The sequence below is a fragment of the Georgenia sp. Marseille-Q6866 genome (assembly GCF_965111665.1).
Map to the genome: position 1 here is coordinate 121,586 of NZ_CBCOOR010000005.1, position 14,946 is coordinate 136,531.

A 14,946-nucleotide genomic window follows, 5' to 3' on the forward strand; every position below is an offset into this window, starting at 1 on the left:
CCATAGTGATGTGTGGGGCACCACCCTATGGTCGGACCCGCCGCCGCGCGCGTTCCGGGGACGACTAGGATCGCCGGGTGAGTACCGAGCAGATCGCCGCCACTGACGCCGCCGTCTCGGACGCGCTGGCGGAGTCCACGTCCGACGCCTCCCTCGACCGCACGCGGGCCCGCTCCCGGGCGATCGAGGCGGAGATCGACGCCAACCCCGCGAAGTTCCGCATGCTGACCGGCGACCGGCCCACCGGCAACCTCCACCTGGGTCACTACTTCGGCACGCTGGCCAACCGGGTGGCGCTGCAGGACCGGGGCGTGCAGACGTGGGTGCTCGTCGCGGACTACCAGGTCATCACCGACCGGGACGCGGTCGGGGAGATCGAGGACCGGGTGCTCTCGCTCGTCGCGGACTACCTGGCCATCGGCCTGGACCCGGCGCGCACGACGATCTTCACCCACTCCGCGGTGCCGGCACTCAACCAGCTCATGCTGCCCTTCCTCTCCCTCGTCACCGACTCCGAGCTGCGCCGCAACCCCACGGTGAAGTCGGAGTACGAGGCCACCGGCGGGCGCCCGATGTCCGGGCTGCTCCTCACCTACCCGGTGCACCAGGCGGCCGACATCCTCTTCTGCAAGGCCAACCTCGTCCCGGTGGGCAAGGACCAGCTGCCCCACCTGGAGCAGACGCGGATCATCGCGCGCCGCTTCGACGAGCGCTACGGCCGCGCCGAGGCCGGCCGGCCGGTGTTCCCCCAGCCGGAGGCGCTGCTGTCCGCGGCGACGAACCTGCTCGGCACCGACGGCCAGAAGATGAGCAAGTCCAAGGGCAACACCATCGAGCTCGGGATGGACGCCGACACCACCGCCAAGCGGCTGAAGAAGGCCGTCACCGACGCCGACCGGCACATCACCTACGACCCGGCCGGGCGCCCGGAGGTCTCCAACCTCGTCCTGCTCGCGGCGCTCGCCAGCGGCCGCGACCCGCACGACGTCGCGGCGGAGATCGGCGACGGCGGTGGCGGCACCCTCAAGCGCGTGGTCACCGAGGCCGTCAACGAGCACTTCGCGCCCATCCGCGCCCGCCGCGCCGAGCTCCTCGCCGACCCGGGCTACCTGCGCCAGGTGCTCGACCAGGGCAACGAGCGCGCCAACGCCGTCGCCGAGGCGACGCTGGACGAGGTCCGCCGCGCGATGGGCATGATCTACACCTGAGCCGTTCCCGCCTCGAGGCCCGGCGCCCCCACCAATTGCGTAGCCGTGGGCGGCGCCTAGCCTCGAGTGATGACTGCGCCTTCGGTTGACCGGACGCTGGACGTCGTCGTCTACGGCGCCAGCGGATTCGTCGGACGGCTCGTCGCCGAGTACCTCGCGGAGCACGCGCCCGGCACCCGGGTGGGGCTCGCCGGCCGCTCGCGTGAGCGGCTCGAGCAGGTGCGCGACGGGCTCGGACCCGTCGCAGCCGCGTGGCCGGTGGTCGTCGCCGACGCCGAGGACGACGCCGCCCTTGCCGAGCTCGCCGCCTCCACCCGCGTCGTCGTCACGACGGTCGGCCCCTACAGCCGCCACGGCATGCCGCTCGCACGCGCCTGCGCGGAGGCCGGCACCCACTACGCCGACCTCGCCGGTGAGGTCCTCTTCATCCACGAGACCTCCCAGCGGCTGCACGAGACCGCGCGGCGCACCGGGGCCCGGATCGTCCACTCGTGCGGCTTCGACTCCGTCCCCTCGGACCTCGGCGCCCTCCTCACCGCCGAGCGGGCCCGGGCCGACGGCGCGGGCGAGCTGCTCGCCACCACGCTCGCGGTCCGATCGGCCTCGGGCGGGGTCAGCGGCGGCACGATCGACTCGCTGCGGATCCAGGTGGACGCCGGCAAGGACCCGGACAACCGGCGCATCCTCGCCGACCCGTACGCGCTCGTCCCGGACCGCGCCGACGCACCCGACGTCGACCAGCACACGCCGTCGCAGCCCTTCCGCGACGCGCAGACCGGGACCTGGGTGACGACCTTCCCCATGGCCGCCTTCAACAGCCGCATCGTCCACCGCAGCAACGCGCTCAGCGGCTGGAGCTACGGCCGCGACTTCCGCTACCGGGAGGTCGTCGACCTCGGTCCCGGCCCCCGTGGACGACGGCGGGCCCAGGCCCTGTCCCTCGCCACCGGTGCCGCCGCCGGCGTCATGGCCTTCCCGCCCACCCGCTGGGTCGCCGACCGCGTGCTCCCCTCCCCCGGTGACGGCCCGGACGAGGAGACCCGCCGCAACGGCCACTTCCGCATGGAGGTGACCGCCCGCACGACGACGGGGGCCAGGTACCGCACCGTCGTCGCCGCCAAGGGGGACCCGGGCTACGCGGCGACGTCGGTGATGATCGGGGAGTCCGCGCTCGCCCTCGCCCACGACGGGCCCCGGCTGCCCGGTGGCGGTGGCGTCCTCACCCCAGCGACGGCGCTCGGCACCGTCCTGGCGGACCGCCTCGTTGCCGCAGCCTTCGAGATCACCACCGAGCGCCTCGGCTGACCCCCTCCCCCTTCGGTCATATGCGGGATTTCTGCTGCCCGAAGCCAGGTCGGACTGCAGAAATCCCGCATATGGGCGAGTTGTTCAGAGCGCTCAGCCGAGCTGGGCCCGCACCTTCTGCGCCGCTGCCACGAGGTGGCGCAGGCTCGGCTCGACCTCGTCGTAGCCGCGGGTCTTGAGCCCGCAGTCGGGGTTGACCCACAGCAGCTGGGACGGCACCGACTCGGCCGCGAGCGCCACGAGCTCGGCGACCTCCTCCTCGCTCGGCACGCGCGGGGAGTGGATGTCGTAGACGCCCGGTCCCACGCCGCGGGCGAAGCCGGCGGCCTGCAGCTCGGGCAGCACCTCCATCCGGGAGCGCGCGGCCTCGATGCTCGTGACGTCCGCGTCCAGCGCGTCGATCGCGCCGATGACCTCGCCGAACTCCGAGTAGCACAGGTGCGTGTGGACCTGGGTGGCGGGCGCGGCGACCGCCGTCGCCAGGCGGAAGGCGCCCACCGACCAGTCGAGGTACGCCGCGTGGTGCTCGGCGCGCAGCGGCAGCAGCTCGCGCAGCGCCGGCTCGTCGACCTGAATGATGCCGATCCCCGCGGCCTCGAGGTCGCCAACCTCGTCGCGCAGCGCGAGCGCCACCTGCGCCGCGGTGTCCGCCAGCGGCTGGTCGTCGCGCACGAAGGACCACGCGAGGATCGTCACGGGGCCGGTGAGCATGCCCTTGACGGGCTTGTCGGTGAGCGAGGCGGCGTGCCGGGACCACTCGACGGTGATCGGCGCGGGCCGCGCGACGTCACCCCAGAGGATCGAGGGCCGCGTGCAGCGGGTCCCGTAGGACTGCACCCACCCGTTCTCGGTGACCGCGAAGCCCTCGAGGTTCTCGGCGAAGTACTGGACCATGTCGTTGCGCTCGGGCTCCCCGTGGACGAGGACGTCCAGGCCCAGGTCCTCCTGGAGCCGCACGACGCGCTCGATCTCCTCGCGCATCGCGGCCGTGTACTGCTCGGCGCTCAGCTCGCCGCGGCCGTACGCGGCCCGCGCGCGGCGGATCTCGACGGTCTGCGGGAAGGAGCCGATCGTCGTCGTCGGCAGGGGCGGGAGGTCGAGGACCTCGGCCTGCGCGGCCGCACGCTCGGCGAAGGGGGCGCGGCTGCGGTCCGCGTCGGTGAGCGCGGCGACGCGGTCGCGGACGTCCGCCCGCCGCACACCCGGGTGCTCGAGGCGGCTGCGACGGCGGTCCGCGGCGGCCGCGAAGGCGCCCTTCGCGGCGTCGCGGCCCTGGGTGAGGGCCGTCGCGAGCGCGAGGACCTCCTCGACCTTCTGGTCGGCGAAGGCGAGCCAGCTGCTCAGCTGCGGGTCGAGCCGCGTCTCCGCGCCGACGTCGTAGGGCACGTGCTGCAGGGACGTCGAGGTGGCCACGCACAGGCCGCCGTCACGCGCGGCGCCGGCGGGCAGTCCCGCCTCGAGCTCCTGCAGGCGCTCGAGCGCGGCGTCCAGGTCGGTCCGCCACACGTTGCGTCCGTCGACAGCGCCCGCCACGACGACGGTGTCCCCCAGCTGCGAGAGCACCTCACCGGACGGCACCCCGCCGCGGACCAGGTCGATGCCCACGGCCTCGACGCCGGTCCGGGCGAGGACGGGCAGCGCGTCCTCCGCCGGCCCGTAGGCGACCGGGACGAAGAGGGCGGGCCGCTCGGGCCGCGTCGTCTCCGCCGCCAGCACGGTGTAGGCGCGCTCGACGGCGGCCAGCACCTGCTCGCGCGGCACCCCCCAGTCCACCGCGAGGGCAGGCTCCTCGAGCTGCAGCCACGGCGCCCCGACGCCACCGAGCGCGTGGAGCAGGTCGACGTAGGCGGGGAGGACGTCATCGAGACGGTCCAGCGGCGTGAAGCCCTCCGGCGGCGCGGCCGCGGGTGCGGCGCCGTCGCCCGGGTCCTCCGCGGCCACGGCCTTGCTCAGCAGGAGGAAGGTCACCGGCCCGACGACGACGGGACGGGTGGTCACCCCCTCGGCCGCCGCCTCGAGGAAGAGCCGCTCGACGCGGTCGTCGGACAGTCGGAACCGGGTCTGCGGGCTGATCTCGGGGACGAGGTAGTGGTAGTTCGTGTCGAACCACTTCGTCATCTCCAGCGGCGGCCGCTCCCCCTCGCCCCGGGCCACGGTGAAGTAGCCGGGCAGGTCGAGGGCGCCGTCGTCGTCGAGGAGGTGCGCGAACCGGGGCGGGACGGCGCCGAGCGTGACGGCGGTGTCGAGCACCTGGTCGTAGAAGGTGAAGTCGCCCGGGATGGAGGCGTCGTCCGGGGCGAGGCCGAGGTCGACGAGCCGGGCGCGCTGGCGGCGGCGCAGCTCGGCGGCCGCGATCTGGAGGTCGTCGAGCTCGCTGCGGCCGGCCCAGAAGGACTCCACCGCCCGCTTGAGCTCCCGGCGTGGTCCGATCCGCGGGTAGCCGAGGATGGTGGCGGCGGGCAGCTGGGGTGCGGTGGGGTCGGTCATGAGATCGTCCTCGGGCTCGTGGTGGACAGCGGGCGGCGGAGGCGCTCGACGACGTCGAGAGCCGGCCGGTACTGGTTGAACGTGAACAGGTGCAGGCCGGGGGCGCCAGCGGAGACGACGTCGTCCACCAGCGCGATGGTCGCGTCGATGCCGATGCGGTGGCGCTCCTCGTCGTCGGCGGCCGCGGTGAGGCGGTCGAGCAGCACCTCGGGGACCGGGACGCCGGTGAGCTGGGCCAGCCGGCGCAGCCGGCGGGGGTCGGTCATCGGGATGATGCCGGCGACGAGCGGGAGCACCACCCCGGCGGCGCGGGCCTCCTCGACCAGCCCGACGTAGGCGGCCACGTCGTAGAACACCTGGGTGATGGCGAAGTCCGCACCGGCCGCCTGCTTGTCACGCAGGGCGACGACGTCCTGCGCGCGGGTGTGGCTGGCCCCGGCGGGGTAGGCGGCGACGGCGACGCTCAGCGCCCCGGTGGTGCCGAAGCGCGCCAGCTCCGCCGCCCGGATGAGCGCGACGAGCTCGGCGGTGGTGTTGACGCCGTCGGGCTGCGGCACCCATGTCGGCTGCCCGGCCGGTGGGTCGCCGCGCAGCGCGAGGAAGTCGCGGACGCCGTCCTCGATGAGCTCGTCGACGAACTGCGTGAGCTCGGCGCGGGTGGAGCCGACGCAGGTGAGGTGCGCGATCGGGGCGACACTGGTCTCGGCGAGGATGCGGCGCACGAGGGTGCGTGAGGAGTCACGGGTGGAGCCGGAGGCGCCGTAGGTGACCGAGAAGAAGTCGGGGGCCGCGGCGGCCAGACGCTCGACCGTCCCCCACGCCGCCGCCTCGCTGGCGGGCGTGCGTGGCGGGTACAGCTCGAATGACACGGTCGGTCGTCCACGCGGCACAGTCACGAGGCTAGCGGTGCTCAAGAGGTCTCTCCCATCGGGCCTGGCGGAAGCACCCGCACCCGTGTGACGGGGGGTTGCTGCGGCGTCGTCGAGCCAGGACTCTCGGCCGCTCTGGATGGTGAGTGGATCGTCGCGGCGTGGTCACGGCACGGGCAAGGCTCATCCGGCATGCGAGACCCGAGCCCCGTCCGGGCCCCGTCGATGAGACGGCTCTCACCGCTTCCTCACGGTGACCTCACGTGCCGAGGCTGAACTGGTGACGATCCACCGGGACGGCCCGGAGGACCTCGAGAACAGGACATCGCCATGACCATCCGACGCACCCTTGCCGCCGGCACCGCCGCCGGGCTCATGCTCGTCGCCGTCCCGTCCGCGGCCCAGGCCGACGACGTCACCCGCAGCGGGAGCTTCACGCTCGCCGCCGGGCGCACGATCGACGGCGACCTCACCGTCCGCAACGGCACGGTCACCATCCGCGGGACCGTCGAGGGCAACCTCCGCCAGGTCGGGACCGGTTCCGTCGTCATCGCCGCCACCGGCGAGGTCGACGGCAACGTCGAGGAGACCGGCGCGGGCACCGTGCAGGTACACGGCGACGTCGACGGCAACGTCAAGGAGAGCAGCACCGGCCTGGTGCACGTCTACCGCGGTGGTTCGGTCGACGGGAACGTCGAGGAGCTGCACGACGGCGCCGTGTACGTCGCCGGGACGGTGGACGGCAACGTCAAGGAGTCCGGCCGCGGCCACCTCTACCTCTACGGCACCGCCCGCGTGGACGGCAACGTCTACGAGCGCGACAACGGCAACCTCTACGTCTACCGCGGCGCCAAGGTCGACGGTGACATCAGCGAGGGCGGCGCCGGGAGCCGCGTGCGCCGCTGAGCCCCTGCCGGTGAGCACCTCCCCCGGACGCGGGTGGAGGTGCTTCGCCGTCCCCCGGGCCGCGTAGCGTGGGCCCATGGCCACCAGACGGCACGACGAGGTCATCGGAGCGGACAAGGTCACCGGCGCCACCGGCCGCCCCCGCGAGGAGTGGTTCGCCGCGCTCGACGCCGCCGGGGCGGACGGGTGGGCGCACAAGCGGATCGCCGAGTGGCTCGTCACCGAGCACGGCGTCGACGGCTGGTGGGCGCAGAGCCTCACCGTTGGCTACGAGCAGGCACGGGGGATGCGGCAGCCGGGGCAGCGCCCGGACGGCACCTTCGACGCCAACGTCTCGAGGACGGTGGGCCTGCCCGCCGAGGACGTCTTCGCCCACCTGGCCGACGCCACACTGCGCGCGGCGTGGCTGCCGGGCTGGCGGCTGGCGAGCGCCAGCCCGCCCAAGCGTGCCCGGCTCACGGACGACGACGGCGAGGCGCGCGTCGTCGTCGAGCTCGCCGCCGGCGCCGGCAAGGTGCGGGTCGCGGTCCAGCACGGCCGGCTCCCGGACGCGGCCACCGTGGCCGAGTGGAAGGACTTCTGGAGAGCCGCGCTCGGCCGGCTCGCTGCGAACGCGACCGGCGCGTAGCCGCCTCGATCTGCCGCTGGCGCTGACCTACCCGGTTGTCCTCTCAGCTCCGCCTTTCCCGCACGTCCGGATGAGGTGAACCGGGGAGCTCACGACGGCGGAGCACCGCCGCCCACTAGCGTGTCGCCATGAGAAGAGCGACGGCGAGCGCCGCGGGCGTCGTGCTGCTCGGCGCGCTCATCACGGGCTGCTCGGGCGACGACGTCGACCCCTCGGAGGTCAGCGCGTGGATGAACGCCGAGGAGCACGCCGCCGAGGGCGGACAGGGACAGATGTCGAGCCGCGTCGGTCCTGACGACGGGCCCCCGCAGCCGGGGAACGGCATCACCCTGGACTTCGAGGCACCCACGCAGATAGCGGGCGTCCGCCTCTCCTGCTTCGGCGAGGACACGCTGACCTTCGTCGTCGAGGTGGTCCACGAGACGGGCGCCGGCGGGATCCAGGCGGCCGGCGTCGAGCACGCGGTGTCGTGCGCGGAAGGGGACTACACCGCGGACGTCGACGGCTCCGAGGCGAGCGCGGTCCGCGTCGACGCCTACGGTGCCGAGCACCACGGCGCCTGGCGCGCCGTCATCCTCGACGAGTAGGCGGGCAGGCCGCTGGGTCGACCTCCCCGGATGTCCTCCGACCTCCCTCCTTCGCTCATGTCCTGGTGAGGACAACGGGGGAAGTCACGCCGGGCGTGGCGCCACGTGCGTCCTCGGCGCGGGCTACTTCGGGGAGATCTGCGCGACGACGGCGCGGTGGTCGCTCTCGCCCACCTCGAGAACGGCGGCGGCGTCCACCGTGTAGACGTCACCGTCCACGAGGACGTGGTCGATGTGGGCACCCACGAGCCGCGGCAGGTGTGCGGGCCAGGTCGCCACACCCCCCACGCCGCCCTCGGCGGACGCGTCGACGCAGGAGCCGATGTCCCGCATCGGGGCGTGGTCGAGGGTCGCGTTGAAGTCCCCGGCGACGACGACGCCCGGCTCGCTGCGGCACGGCTCGGTGACCGCCTCGAGGTCGGTGCGCCAGCGCTCCATCGCCGGTCCGGGCGCGTGCGGGCTCATCGGGTGCACTCCTACGAGGACCGGTCCCGAGCCGTCGACCGGCTCCGCGCGGACCGCGCCGTGCGCCGTCGTCGGGGCCGGTGCCTGCGTGTACTCGCCCAGCTCCTCGCTCACGAGGAGCGCCGTCGAGCTCGCGTCCCACTCCCCCGTGCGCTCGACGAAGAGCTGGAAGGCGGTGCCGCTGCGCTCGGTGAGCCCGTCGGCGATCGCCCGTGCGCTGTCGGCGGAGGTCTCCGGGAGGACGAGGACGTCGGCGCCCACGTCGTCGGCGGCGTCGGCCACCTGCTCGGGGCTCGAGCCGCCACCCAGGGTGTTGAGGCTGAGGACCGTGACGGCGCCGTCGCGTGCTGCGGGCAGCTGCTCGTCGCCGAGGCCGCGGTGCCAGAGCACCCCGGCGTGCCCCGCGCCCACGGCGAGGAGGACCACCGCCAGCACCGTCCGGCGCGGCCACCGGCGCCCGAGCAGCGCTGCGACGAGGACGCCGAGCAGCAGCACCCCGCCGAGCACGACGAAGCCCGCCACGAGGTAGGGGCGCATGGCGATCGCCTGCGTCACCGGGATGGACGTCGAGAGCCCGAGCCGCGCGGGATCCAGCGTGAGCACGGCCAACGCGGCCAGGGCGAGGGTGAGCACCCAGCCGAATAGCTTCAACACCCCGCCATTGTCCCCCGCGAGCCGGCCGTCCCGGCGGGACCGTCCACCTCCTCACACACTGCCCACAACCCCTCCCCAGCTGGCGCCCACGCCGTTCACCCGGAGGAAACGAGGTGCCCACCGCGGTGAGGATCGGCGAGAATGGTCGACCGTGACCACGGAGCGGGGCGCCGCGCAGCACGCCGACGGCGGAAAGCCGTCCCGGCGAGCCGACGACGGCGGACGCGGGGGCCGCCGTCGCCGCCCCGGAGGCCGCCGCCCGGCCGAGCACCGCGGCTACTCCCCCGAGCAGCTCGAGGCCCGCCGCGCCGCCGTCCCGACGATCACCTACCCCGAGCAGCTGCCCGTCTCCGCGCGCCGCGAGGAGATCGCCACCGCGATCCGCGACCACCAGGTCGTCATCGTCTCCGGCGAGACCGGCTCGGGGAAGACGACGCAGCTGCCGAAAATCTGCCTCGGGCTGGGCCGCGGCGTCACCGGCACCATCGGGCACACCCAGCCGCGCCGCATCGCCGCACGCACCGTCGCCGAGCGCATCGCCGAGGAGCTCGACGTCCAGCTCGGCGGCGCCGTCGGCTACCAGGTCCGCTTCACCGACGAGGTCGGTCCCACGACCCTCGTCAAGCTCATGACCGACGGCATCCTCCTCGCGGAGATCCAGCGCGACCCGATGCTGCGGCGCTACGACACGATCATCGTCGACGAGGCGCACGAGCGGTCCCTCAACATCGACTTCATCCTCGGCTACCTCGCCCGGCTGCTGCCACGCCGCCCGGACCTCAAGGTCGTCATCACCTCCGCGACCATCGACTCCGCCCGCTTCGCCGCCCACTTCGGCCGCGACGGCGAGGACGGCGAGCGCGTCCCGGCGCCCGTCGTCGAGGTATCCGGGCGCACCTACCCCGTCGAGGTCCGCTACCACCCGCTCGTCCCCGACACCGACGACGGCGCGGACGACGACGCGCCCGCCGTCCGCGAGGAGGAGCTCGACCAGCCGACGGCCATCTGCCGCGCCGTCGACGAGCTCCTCGCCGAGGGACCGGGCGACATCCTCGTCTTCCTCTCCGGCGAGCGGGAGATCCGGGACACCGACGTCGCCCTCGCCGAGCACCTCGGACCGCGCTACGCGGGCCGGGCGAGCGCCGGCCAGCCCGGCGTCGTCGAGGTCGTCCCGCTCTACGCGCGCCTGTCCGCCGCCGAGCAGCACCGCGTCTTCGAGCCGCACCGCCACCAGCGCGTGGTGCTCGCGACGAACGTCGCGGAGACCTCGCTGACGGTGCCCGGGATCCGCTACGTCGTCGACCCCGGCACGGCGCGCATCTCCCGCTACTCCAATCGCACCAAGGTGCAGCGGCTGCCGATCGAGGCGATCTCCCAGGCGAGCGCGAACCAGCGCTCGGGCCGCTGCGGCCGCGTGGCCGACGGCATCGCGATCCGGCTCTACTCGCGCACCGACTACGAGTCGCGGCCGGAGTTCACCGAGCCCGAGATCCTGCGCACCTCCCTGGCCTCCGTCATCCTCCAGATGGCGGCGCTCGGCCTCGGTGACGTCGAGGACTTCCCCTTCGTCGACCAGCCCGACACCCGGGCCGTGCGCGACGGAGTCCAGCTCCTCGTCGAGATCGGCGCCCTCGAGGGCGCCGACGAGGACGCCCGCCCCGGCGGCGCCGGACGCCACCGGCTCACTCCCGTGGGCCGGCAGCTCGCCCGCCTGCCCATCGACCCGCGCCTGGGCCGCATGCTCCTCGCCGCGCAGGAGAACGGCTGCGCGGCCGAGGTCATGGTCATCGTCGCGGCGCTGTCGGTGCAGGACGTGCGGGAGCGGCCCGCCGAGCACCAGCAGGCCGCCGACGCCAAGCACCGCCGCTTCACCGACCCCACCTCCGACTTCCTCGCCTACCTCAACCTGTGGCGCTACCTGCGCACCCAGCAGCGCGACCTGTCCGGCTCGGCCTTCCGGCGGCTGTGCCGGTCGGAGTTCCTCAACTACCTGCGGGTGCGCGAGTGGCAGGACGTCGTCAGCCAGCTGCGCCAGCTCGCCAAGCCGCTCGGCCTCACCATGCGCCCGCTCGCCCTGCCCCACGCGGACGAGATCGGCGAGGACCCCGCGGCGGCCGCCGTCGCCGTCGGGCAGTCCTCCGACGCCGCGAGCGCCGACGCGATCCACCAGTCCCTCCTCGTGGGCCTGCTGTCCAACCTCGGCAGCTACGACGAGCGGCGCCGAGAGTACGCCGGGGCGCGCGGGACGCGCTTCGTCGTGTGGCCCGGGTCCGGTCTGGCGAAGAAGGCCTACGACTGGGTGATGGCCGCCGAGCTCGTCGAGACCTCCCGGCTCTTCGCGCGCACCGCCGCACGCATCCAGCCCTCGTGGGTGGAGCCGGCCGCCGCCCACCTGACGAAGAAGGTCCACTCCGAGCCGTACTGGTCCAGCCGGCAGGGCGCCGCGATGGTCCACGAGAAGGTCCTCCTCTACGGGATGACGCTCGTCGCCGACCGCACCGTGCCGCTCGCCAGCGTCGGCACCGCCTCCGCCCGCGCCCTGGCGCGGGAGCTGTTCATCCGGCACGCGCTCGTCCAGGGAGAGTGGCGCACCCACCACAAGTTCTGGGCGCGCAACCGCGAGCTCCTCGCCGAGGCCGAGGAGCTGGAGAACCGCACCCGACGCCGGGACCTCGTCATCGACGAGAACGGCATCTACGACTTCTACGACGAGCGCCTGCCCGAGTCCGTCGTCAGCGCCCGGCACTTCGACTCGTGGTGGAAGAAGCACCGCCACGAGGAGCCGGAGCTGCTCAACTTCACCCGCGAGCTGCTTTTCGGCGGGGAGCCTGACGTCTCCTCGGGCGACTTCCCGGACACATGGAAGCAGGGGGACCTCACCCTGCCCCTCACCTACCAGTTCGAGCCGGGCACGGCGGCCGACGGCGTCACCGTCCACGTCCCCGTCAGCGTGCTCGGGCGGCTGCGTCCCGACGGCTTCGACTGGCTCGTGCCCGGGCTGCTGCCCGACCTCGCCGTCGCGACGATCCGCTCGCTGCCCAAGAAGGTGCGCGTCCAGCTCGTCCCGGCCCCCGACGTCGCCCGGGAGGTGCTCGCGCTGCTGCCGCCGTGGTCGGAGGTGGCCCCCGCGCCCTTCGGGGCGCCGTCCTTCCGGGAGGCCTTCACCGCCGCCGTCGCCATGGCGCGGGACGTGACGATCCCGGACGACGCGTGGGACGAGGAGAAGCTGCCCTCCCACCTGCGCCTCACCTTCCGCGTCGTGGACGACACGGGCAAGGTGCTCGGCGAGAGCACCTCCCTGCCCGTGCTCCAGCGGCGCCTTGCCGCGCAGACCCAGGCCGCCGTGCGCAGCGCCGTCAAGGGCGCCGTCCAGCTGGCGATGGAGGAGGCGCGCGAGCAGTCCGGCGGCGCGAGGACGACGACGACGGCGCAGGCGGCGCCGTCGGGCACCGCACCCGCTGCGGGGGCACGTCCGTCCGCGCCGGCGCTGGCGGAGGAGCACGGGCTCACCGGGTGGCCTGCCGTGGGGACGGTCCCGACGCAGGTGGAGTCGACCGGGCCGCAGGGGCTCCTCGTGCGCGGGTACCCGGCACTGGTCGAGGTGGCCGCCGAGCGCGGGAAGCCGGCGCGGGTGGACCTCCTCGTCCTCGCCGACTCGCGCGAGCAGTCCCGGGAGCACCGGCGCGGCGTGCGGCGGCTGCTCCTCCAGGAGACGGCGCTGGCGAGCGGGCGCGTGACGTCACGCTGGACCGGCCGCGAGGCGCTCACGCTCGCCGCCAGCCCCTACCGGGACACCGAGTCGCTCGTGGCGGACGTCCAGCTCGCCGCCGTCACGGCGCTGGCCGACGAGTGGGTCGCGGCGAACGGCGGCCGTGAGCCGATGGACGCCGACCGCTACGCCCAGCTGCGCGATGCCGTCCGCACCGACCTCGAGGAGCGGGTCTACCGGGTGGTGGGCCACGTGGTGGCGGCGCTCGAGGCGCAGCGCGAGCTCGAGGCGTCGGTCAAGGACGCGACCTCGATGTTCCTCCTCAACACCCTCACCGACGTCCGCGACCAAGCGGCGCGGATCATCTACCCGGGATTCGTCTCACGCACCCCGCCCGACCGGCTCGTCCACCTCCCCCGCTACCTGCGGGCGGCGCGCCGGCGGGTGGAGCGCGCCAAGGACAACGTCCACCAGGACGCGAACCTCGCCTGGCGCGTGGGCGAGCTGGAGGAGGAGTACGAGGCGGCCGCCTCCGCCGCCCGCCACGCGACCGCCGACCCCTCGCGCGCCCAGACGCTGGAGGAGGTCCGCTGGCTGATCGAGGAGCTGCGCGTCAGCCTCTTCGCCCAGCAGCTCGGCACGCCGGTCAAGGTGAGCGAGAAGCGCATCCGCAAGCTCCTCGCGACCGCCTGACCCCACCGGCGCCCCCACCTCCGCCGACAGCCGAGTTGTTACGCCGTCGGCAGCTCGTCGGGGTAGACGACGTCGATCTCGGCGATTGTCGCGGGAAAGTCCTTTCGGTTGTTGGTGAGGAAGCGGTCCGCGCCTGCGGCCACCGCCGTCGCCAGATGAGCGGCGTCAGCGGCTCGCAAGCCGTAGGAGATCGCGAGTGCCAGGGCCAGGCGGGCAGTCGGCTCGTCGAGCGGATGCAGCTCGAGCCGGCTGAGGAGGCTGAGGAGCGCCGCCGTCTCGTCAGAGTCGGGGTCCTCGCGCATGGGCTTGGACAGGACCTCGGGAAGGAGCAGGACGGAGCCGACACCGACGACGTCCCCGTCGCCGGCGAACAGCGCGGCGACGCGTGAACCCACCGGGTGGTCGACGGTGGCGGCGTAGATGAGCACGTCGGCGTCGAAGGCGGTGAGCTCGCTCATCGCGTGGATCGAGCTGCTCGAACGCCCTCGATGAGCTCCTCGGCGCGTCCTGCTGAGAGTGCGGGCGTTCGGAGGGGCTCACGACGGGCAGCCTCGAGCAGGGTGCCGATGCGGTCCGCCCGGCTCCAGGCCTCGGGAGCACGGCGTGCCCTGAGGGTGGCCGGGTGCACGAGCACGGCGACGACCCTCCCGTGCCTGGTGATCGCCACCTCCTCACCCGCCTCCACCCGGTCGAGCTGCGCAGGGAGGGTCTGGCGGGCAGTGCTCGCGCTGATCGTCGCCATGCAGCAAGTGTACGGTCCTGTACAAGAGCGGACGATGCTGCTCCTGGTACCCAGTAATCAGCCGGGTCAACGACCCCGACGCTCAGCTCCGCCAGCGGCTGAGGACGAGCGCGCCGACCCGCTCGACGTCCGCGCGCCGCCGCGCGTCCCCGCGGGCGGTGGCGGCGACGCCGTAGATCATCCGGAGCGCGAGTCCGACGTCGTCGACCGTCACCCGCGCCGCCACGCGCCCCGCCTCCTGGCCACGAGCCAGCGGCGCGGCGAGGAGCTGGGCCAGCCGCGCGTCGCCGTCGTAGTCCTCGACGACGCCGCGGGCGCCGACGACCATCTCGACGAAGCCGACCGACTCGACCATGAGCTCGACGAGGTGCTCGAAGAAGCGCTCGAAGGCATCCGGGCCGGTCTGCGCGCCGAGCCCCTCGAGCTCGGCGAAGTTCTCCTCGAAGACGGCGAAGGCCAGGTCCAGCCGCCGCGGGAAGTGCCGGTAGAGCACCGCCTGCCCCACCCCGGCCTCACGGGCGATCGCACTCAGGGGGACGTTGTACCCCTTGTCGGCGAACAGCGCGCGTGCTGCCCGGAGCAGCGCACGCCGGTTGTCGGCGGCCGCTGCCGGGCCTCTGTTGCCACCCCGGGCCGAAAGCGTCATGCTCGCATCATAGGAACCGGACAAATGTGTCCGGTAGACCCTGTCCC

Annotated in this window: 12 protein-coding genes and 1 riboswitch; of the genes, 6 read left to right on the forward strand and 6 right to left on the reverse strand. The window is 73.8% G+C overall.

Going from position 1 to position 14,946, the window contains the following annotated elements; genetic code table 11:
• The first annotated feature begins 77 nt into the window (after window positions 1-77).
• Together trpS and ACWPXV_RS06290 are read left to right on the forward strand one after the other, a co-directional pair.
• Window positions 78-1,208: a tryptophan--tRNA ligase gene (gene trpS / locus ACWPXV_RS06285; RefSeq protein ID WP_454084426.1), complete on the forward strand. Its 1,131-nt coding sequence runs from the start codon at window positions 78-80 to the stop codon at window positions 1,206-1,208.
• A gap of 69 nt (window positions 1,209-1,277) precedes the next feature.
• Window positions 1,278-2,513 (forward strand): saccharopine dehydrogenase family protein, encoded by a 1,236-nt coding sequence (locus ACWPXV_RS06290; protein ID WP_454084427.1) that lies wholly within the window; start codon window positions 1,278-1,280, stop codon window positions 2,511-2,513.
• A gap of 93 nt (window positions 2,514-2,606) precedes the next feature.
• Here the strand turns inward: ACWPXV_RS06290 and metE are convergent, their stop codons facing one another.
• Window positions 2,607-5,000, reverse strand: a complete 2,394-nt coding sequence (gene metE, locus ACWPXV_RS06295; RefSeq protein WP_454084428.1) for a 5-methyltetrahydropteroyltriglutamate--homocysteine S-methyltransferase — start codon at window positions 4,998-5,000, stop codon at window positions 2,607-2,609.
• Complete coding sequence (locus ACWPXV_RS06300; RefSeq protein WP_454084429.1) at window positions 4,997-5,869, reverse strand: methylenetetrahydrofolate reductase; 873 nt, start codon at window positions 5,867-5,869, stop codon at window positions 4,997-4,999. Before ACWPXV_RS06300 ends, metE begins: the two co-directional genes overlap by 4 nt.
• 52 nt (window positions 5,870-5,921) lie before the next feature.
• Window positions 5,922-6,016: riboswitch (SAM riboswitch) on the reverse strand.
• A gap of 183 nt (window positions 6,017-6,199) precedes the next feature.
• Between ACWPXV_RS06300 and ACWPXV_RS06305 the strand changes: the two genes are divergently transcribed.
• The 3 genes from ACWPXV_RS06305 to ACWPXV_RS06315 all read left to right on the forward strand — a co-directional run bounded on the left by ACWPXV_RS06305 (window position 6,200) and on the right by ACWPXV_RS06315 (window position 7,990).
• Entirely contained in the window at window positions 6,200-6,775 is a 576-nt protein-coding gene (locus ACWPXV_RS06305) for a bactofilin family protein (protein ID WP_454084430.1), read from the forward strand.
• A gap of 76 nt (window positions 6,776-6,851) precedes the next feature.
• A complete protein-coding gene (locus tag ACWPXV_RS06310; RefSeq protein ID WP_454084431.1) occupies window positions 6,852-7,403 on the forward strand; it encodes a hypothetical protein in 552 nt (183 codons plus the stop codon).
• Between the two features lie 128 nt (window positions 7,404-7,531).
• Window positions 7,532-7,990, forward strand: coding sequence for a hypothetical protein (locus ACWPXV_RS06315; RefSeq protein WP_454084432.1), 459 nt, complete (start codon window positions 7,532-7,534; stop codon window positions 7,988-7,990).
• 123 nt (window positions 7,991-8,113) lie between these two features.
• Here ACWPXV_RS06315 and ACWPXV_RS06320 read toward each other — a convergent pair whose 3' ends face one another.
• Window positions 8,114-9,109 carry an endonuclease/exonuclease/phosphatase family protein gene (locus ACWPXV_RS06320; protein ID WP_454084433.1) on the reverse strand — a complete coding sequence of 332 codons (996 nt, stop codon included), beginning with the start codon at window positions 9,107-9,109 and terminating at the stop codon, window positions 8,114-8,116.
• A 151-nt stretch (window positions 9,110-9,260) separates the two neighbouring features.
• On the opposite strand from ACWPXV_RS06320, the gene hrpA reads away from it, so the two are divergent.
• Entirely contained in the window at window positions 9,261-13,511 is a 4,251-nt protein-coding gene (hrpA, locus tag ACWPXV_RS06325; RefSeq protein ID WP_454084434.1) for an ATP-dependent RNA helicase HrpA, read from the forward strand.
• Between the two features lie 38 nt (window positions 13,512-13,549).
• Here the strand turns inward: hrpA and ACWPXV_RS06330 are convergent, their stop codons facing one another.
• The 3 genes from ACWPXV_RS06330 to ACWPXV_RS06340 form a co-directional block, all read right to left on the reverse strand.
• Complete coding sequence (locus ACWPXV_RS06330; protein ID WP_454084435.1) at window positions 13,550-13,969, reverse strand: type II toxin-antitoxin system VapC family toxin; 420 nt, start codon at window positions 13,967-13,969, stop codon at window positions 13,550-13,552.
• Entirely contained in the window at window positions 13,966-14,253 is a 288-nt protein-coding gene (locus ACWPXV_RS06335) for a type II toxin-antitoxin system Phd/YefM family antitoxin (protein ID WP_454084436.1), read from the reverse strand. The genes ACWPXV_RS06330 and ACWPXV_RS06335 overlap by 4 nt, the downstream gene beginning before the upstream one ends.
• Window positions 14,254-14,335: 82 nt before the next feature.
• Complete coding sequence (locus ACWPXV_RS06340; RefSeq protein WP_454084437.1) at window positions 14,336-14,899, reverse strand: TetR/AcrR family transcriptional regulator; 564 nt, start codon at window positions 14,897-14,899, stop codon at window positions 14,336-14,338.
• Window positions 14,900-14,946: the final 47 nt, after the last annotated feature.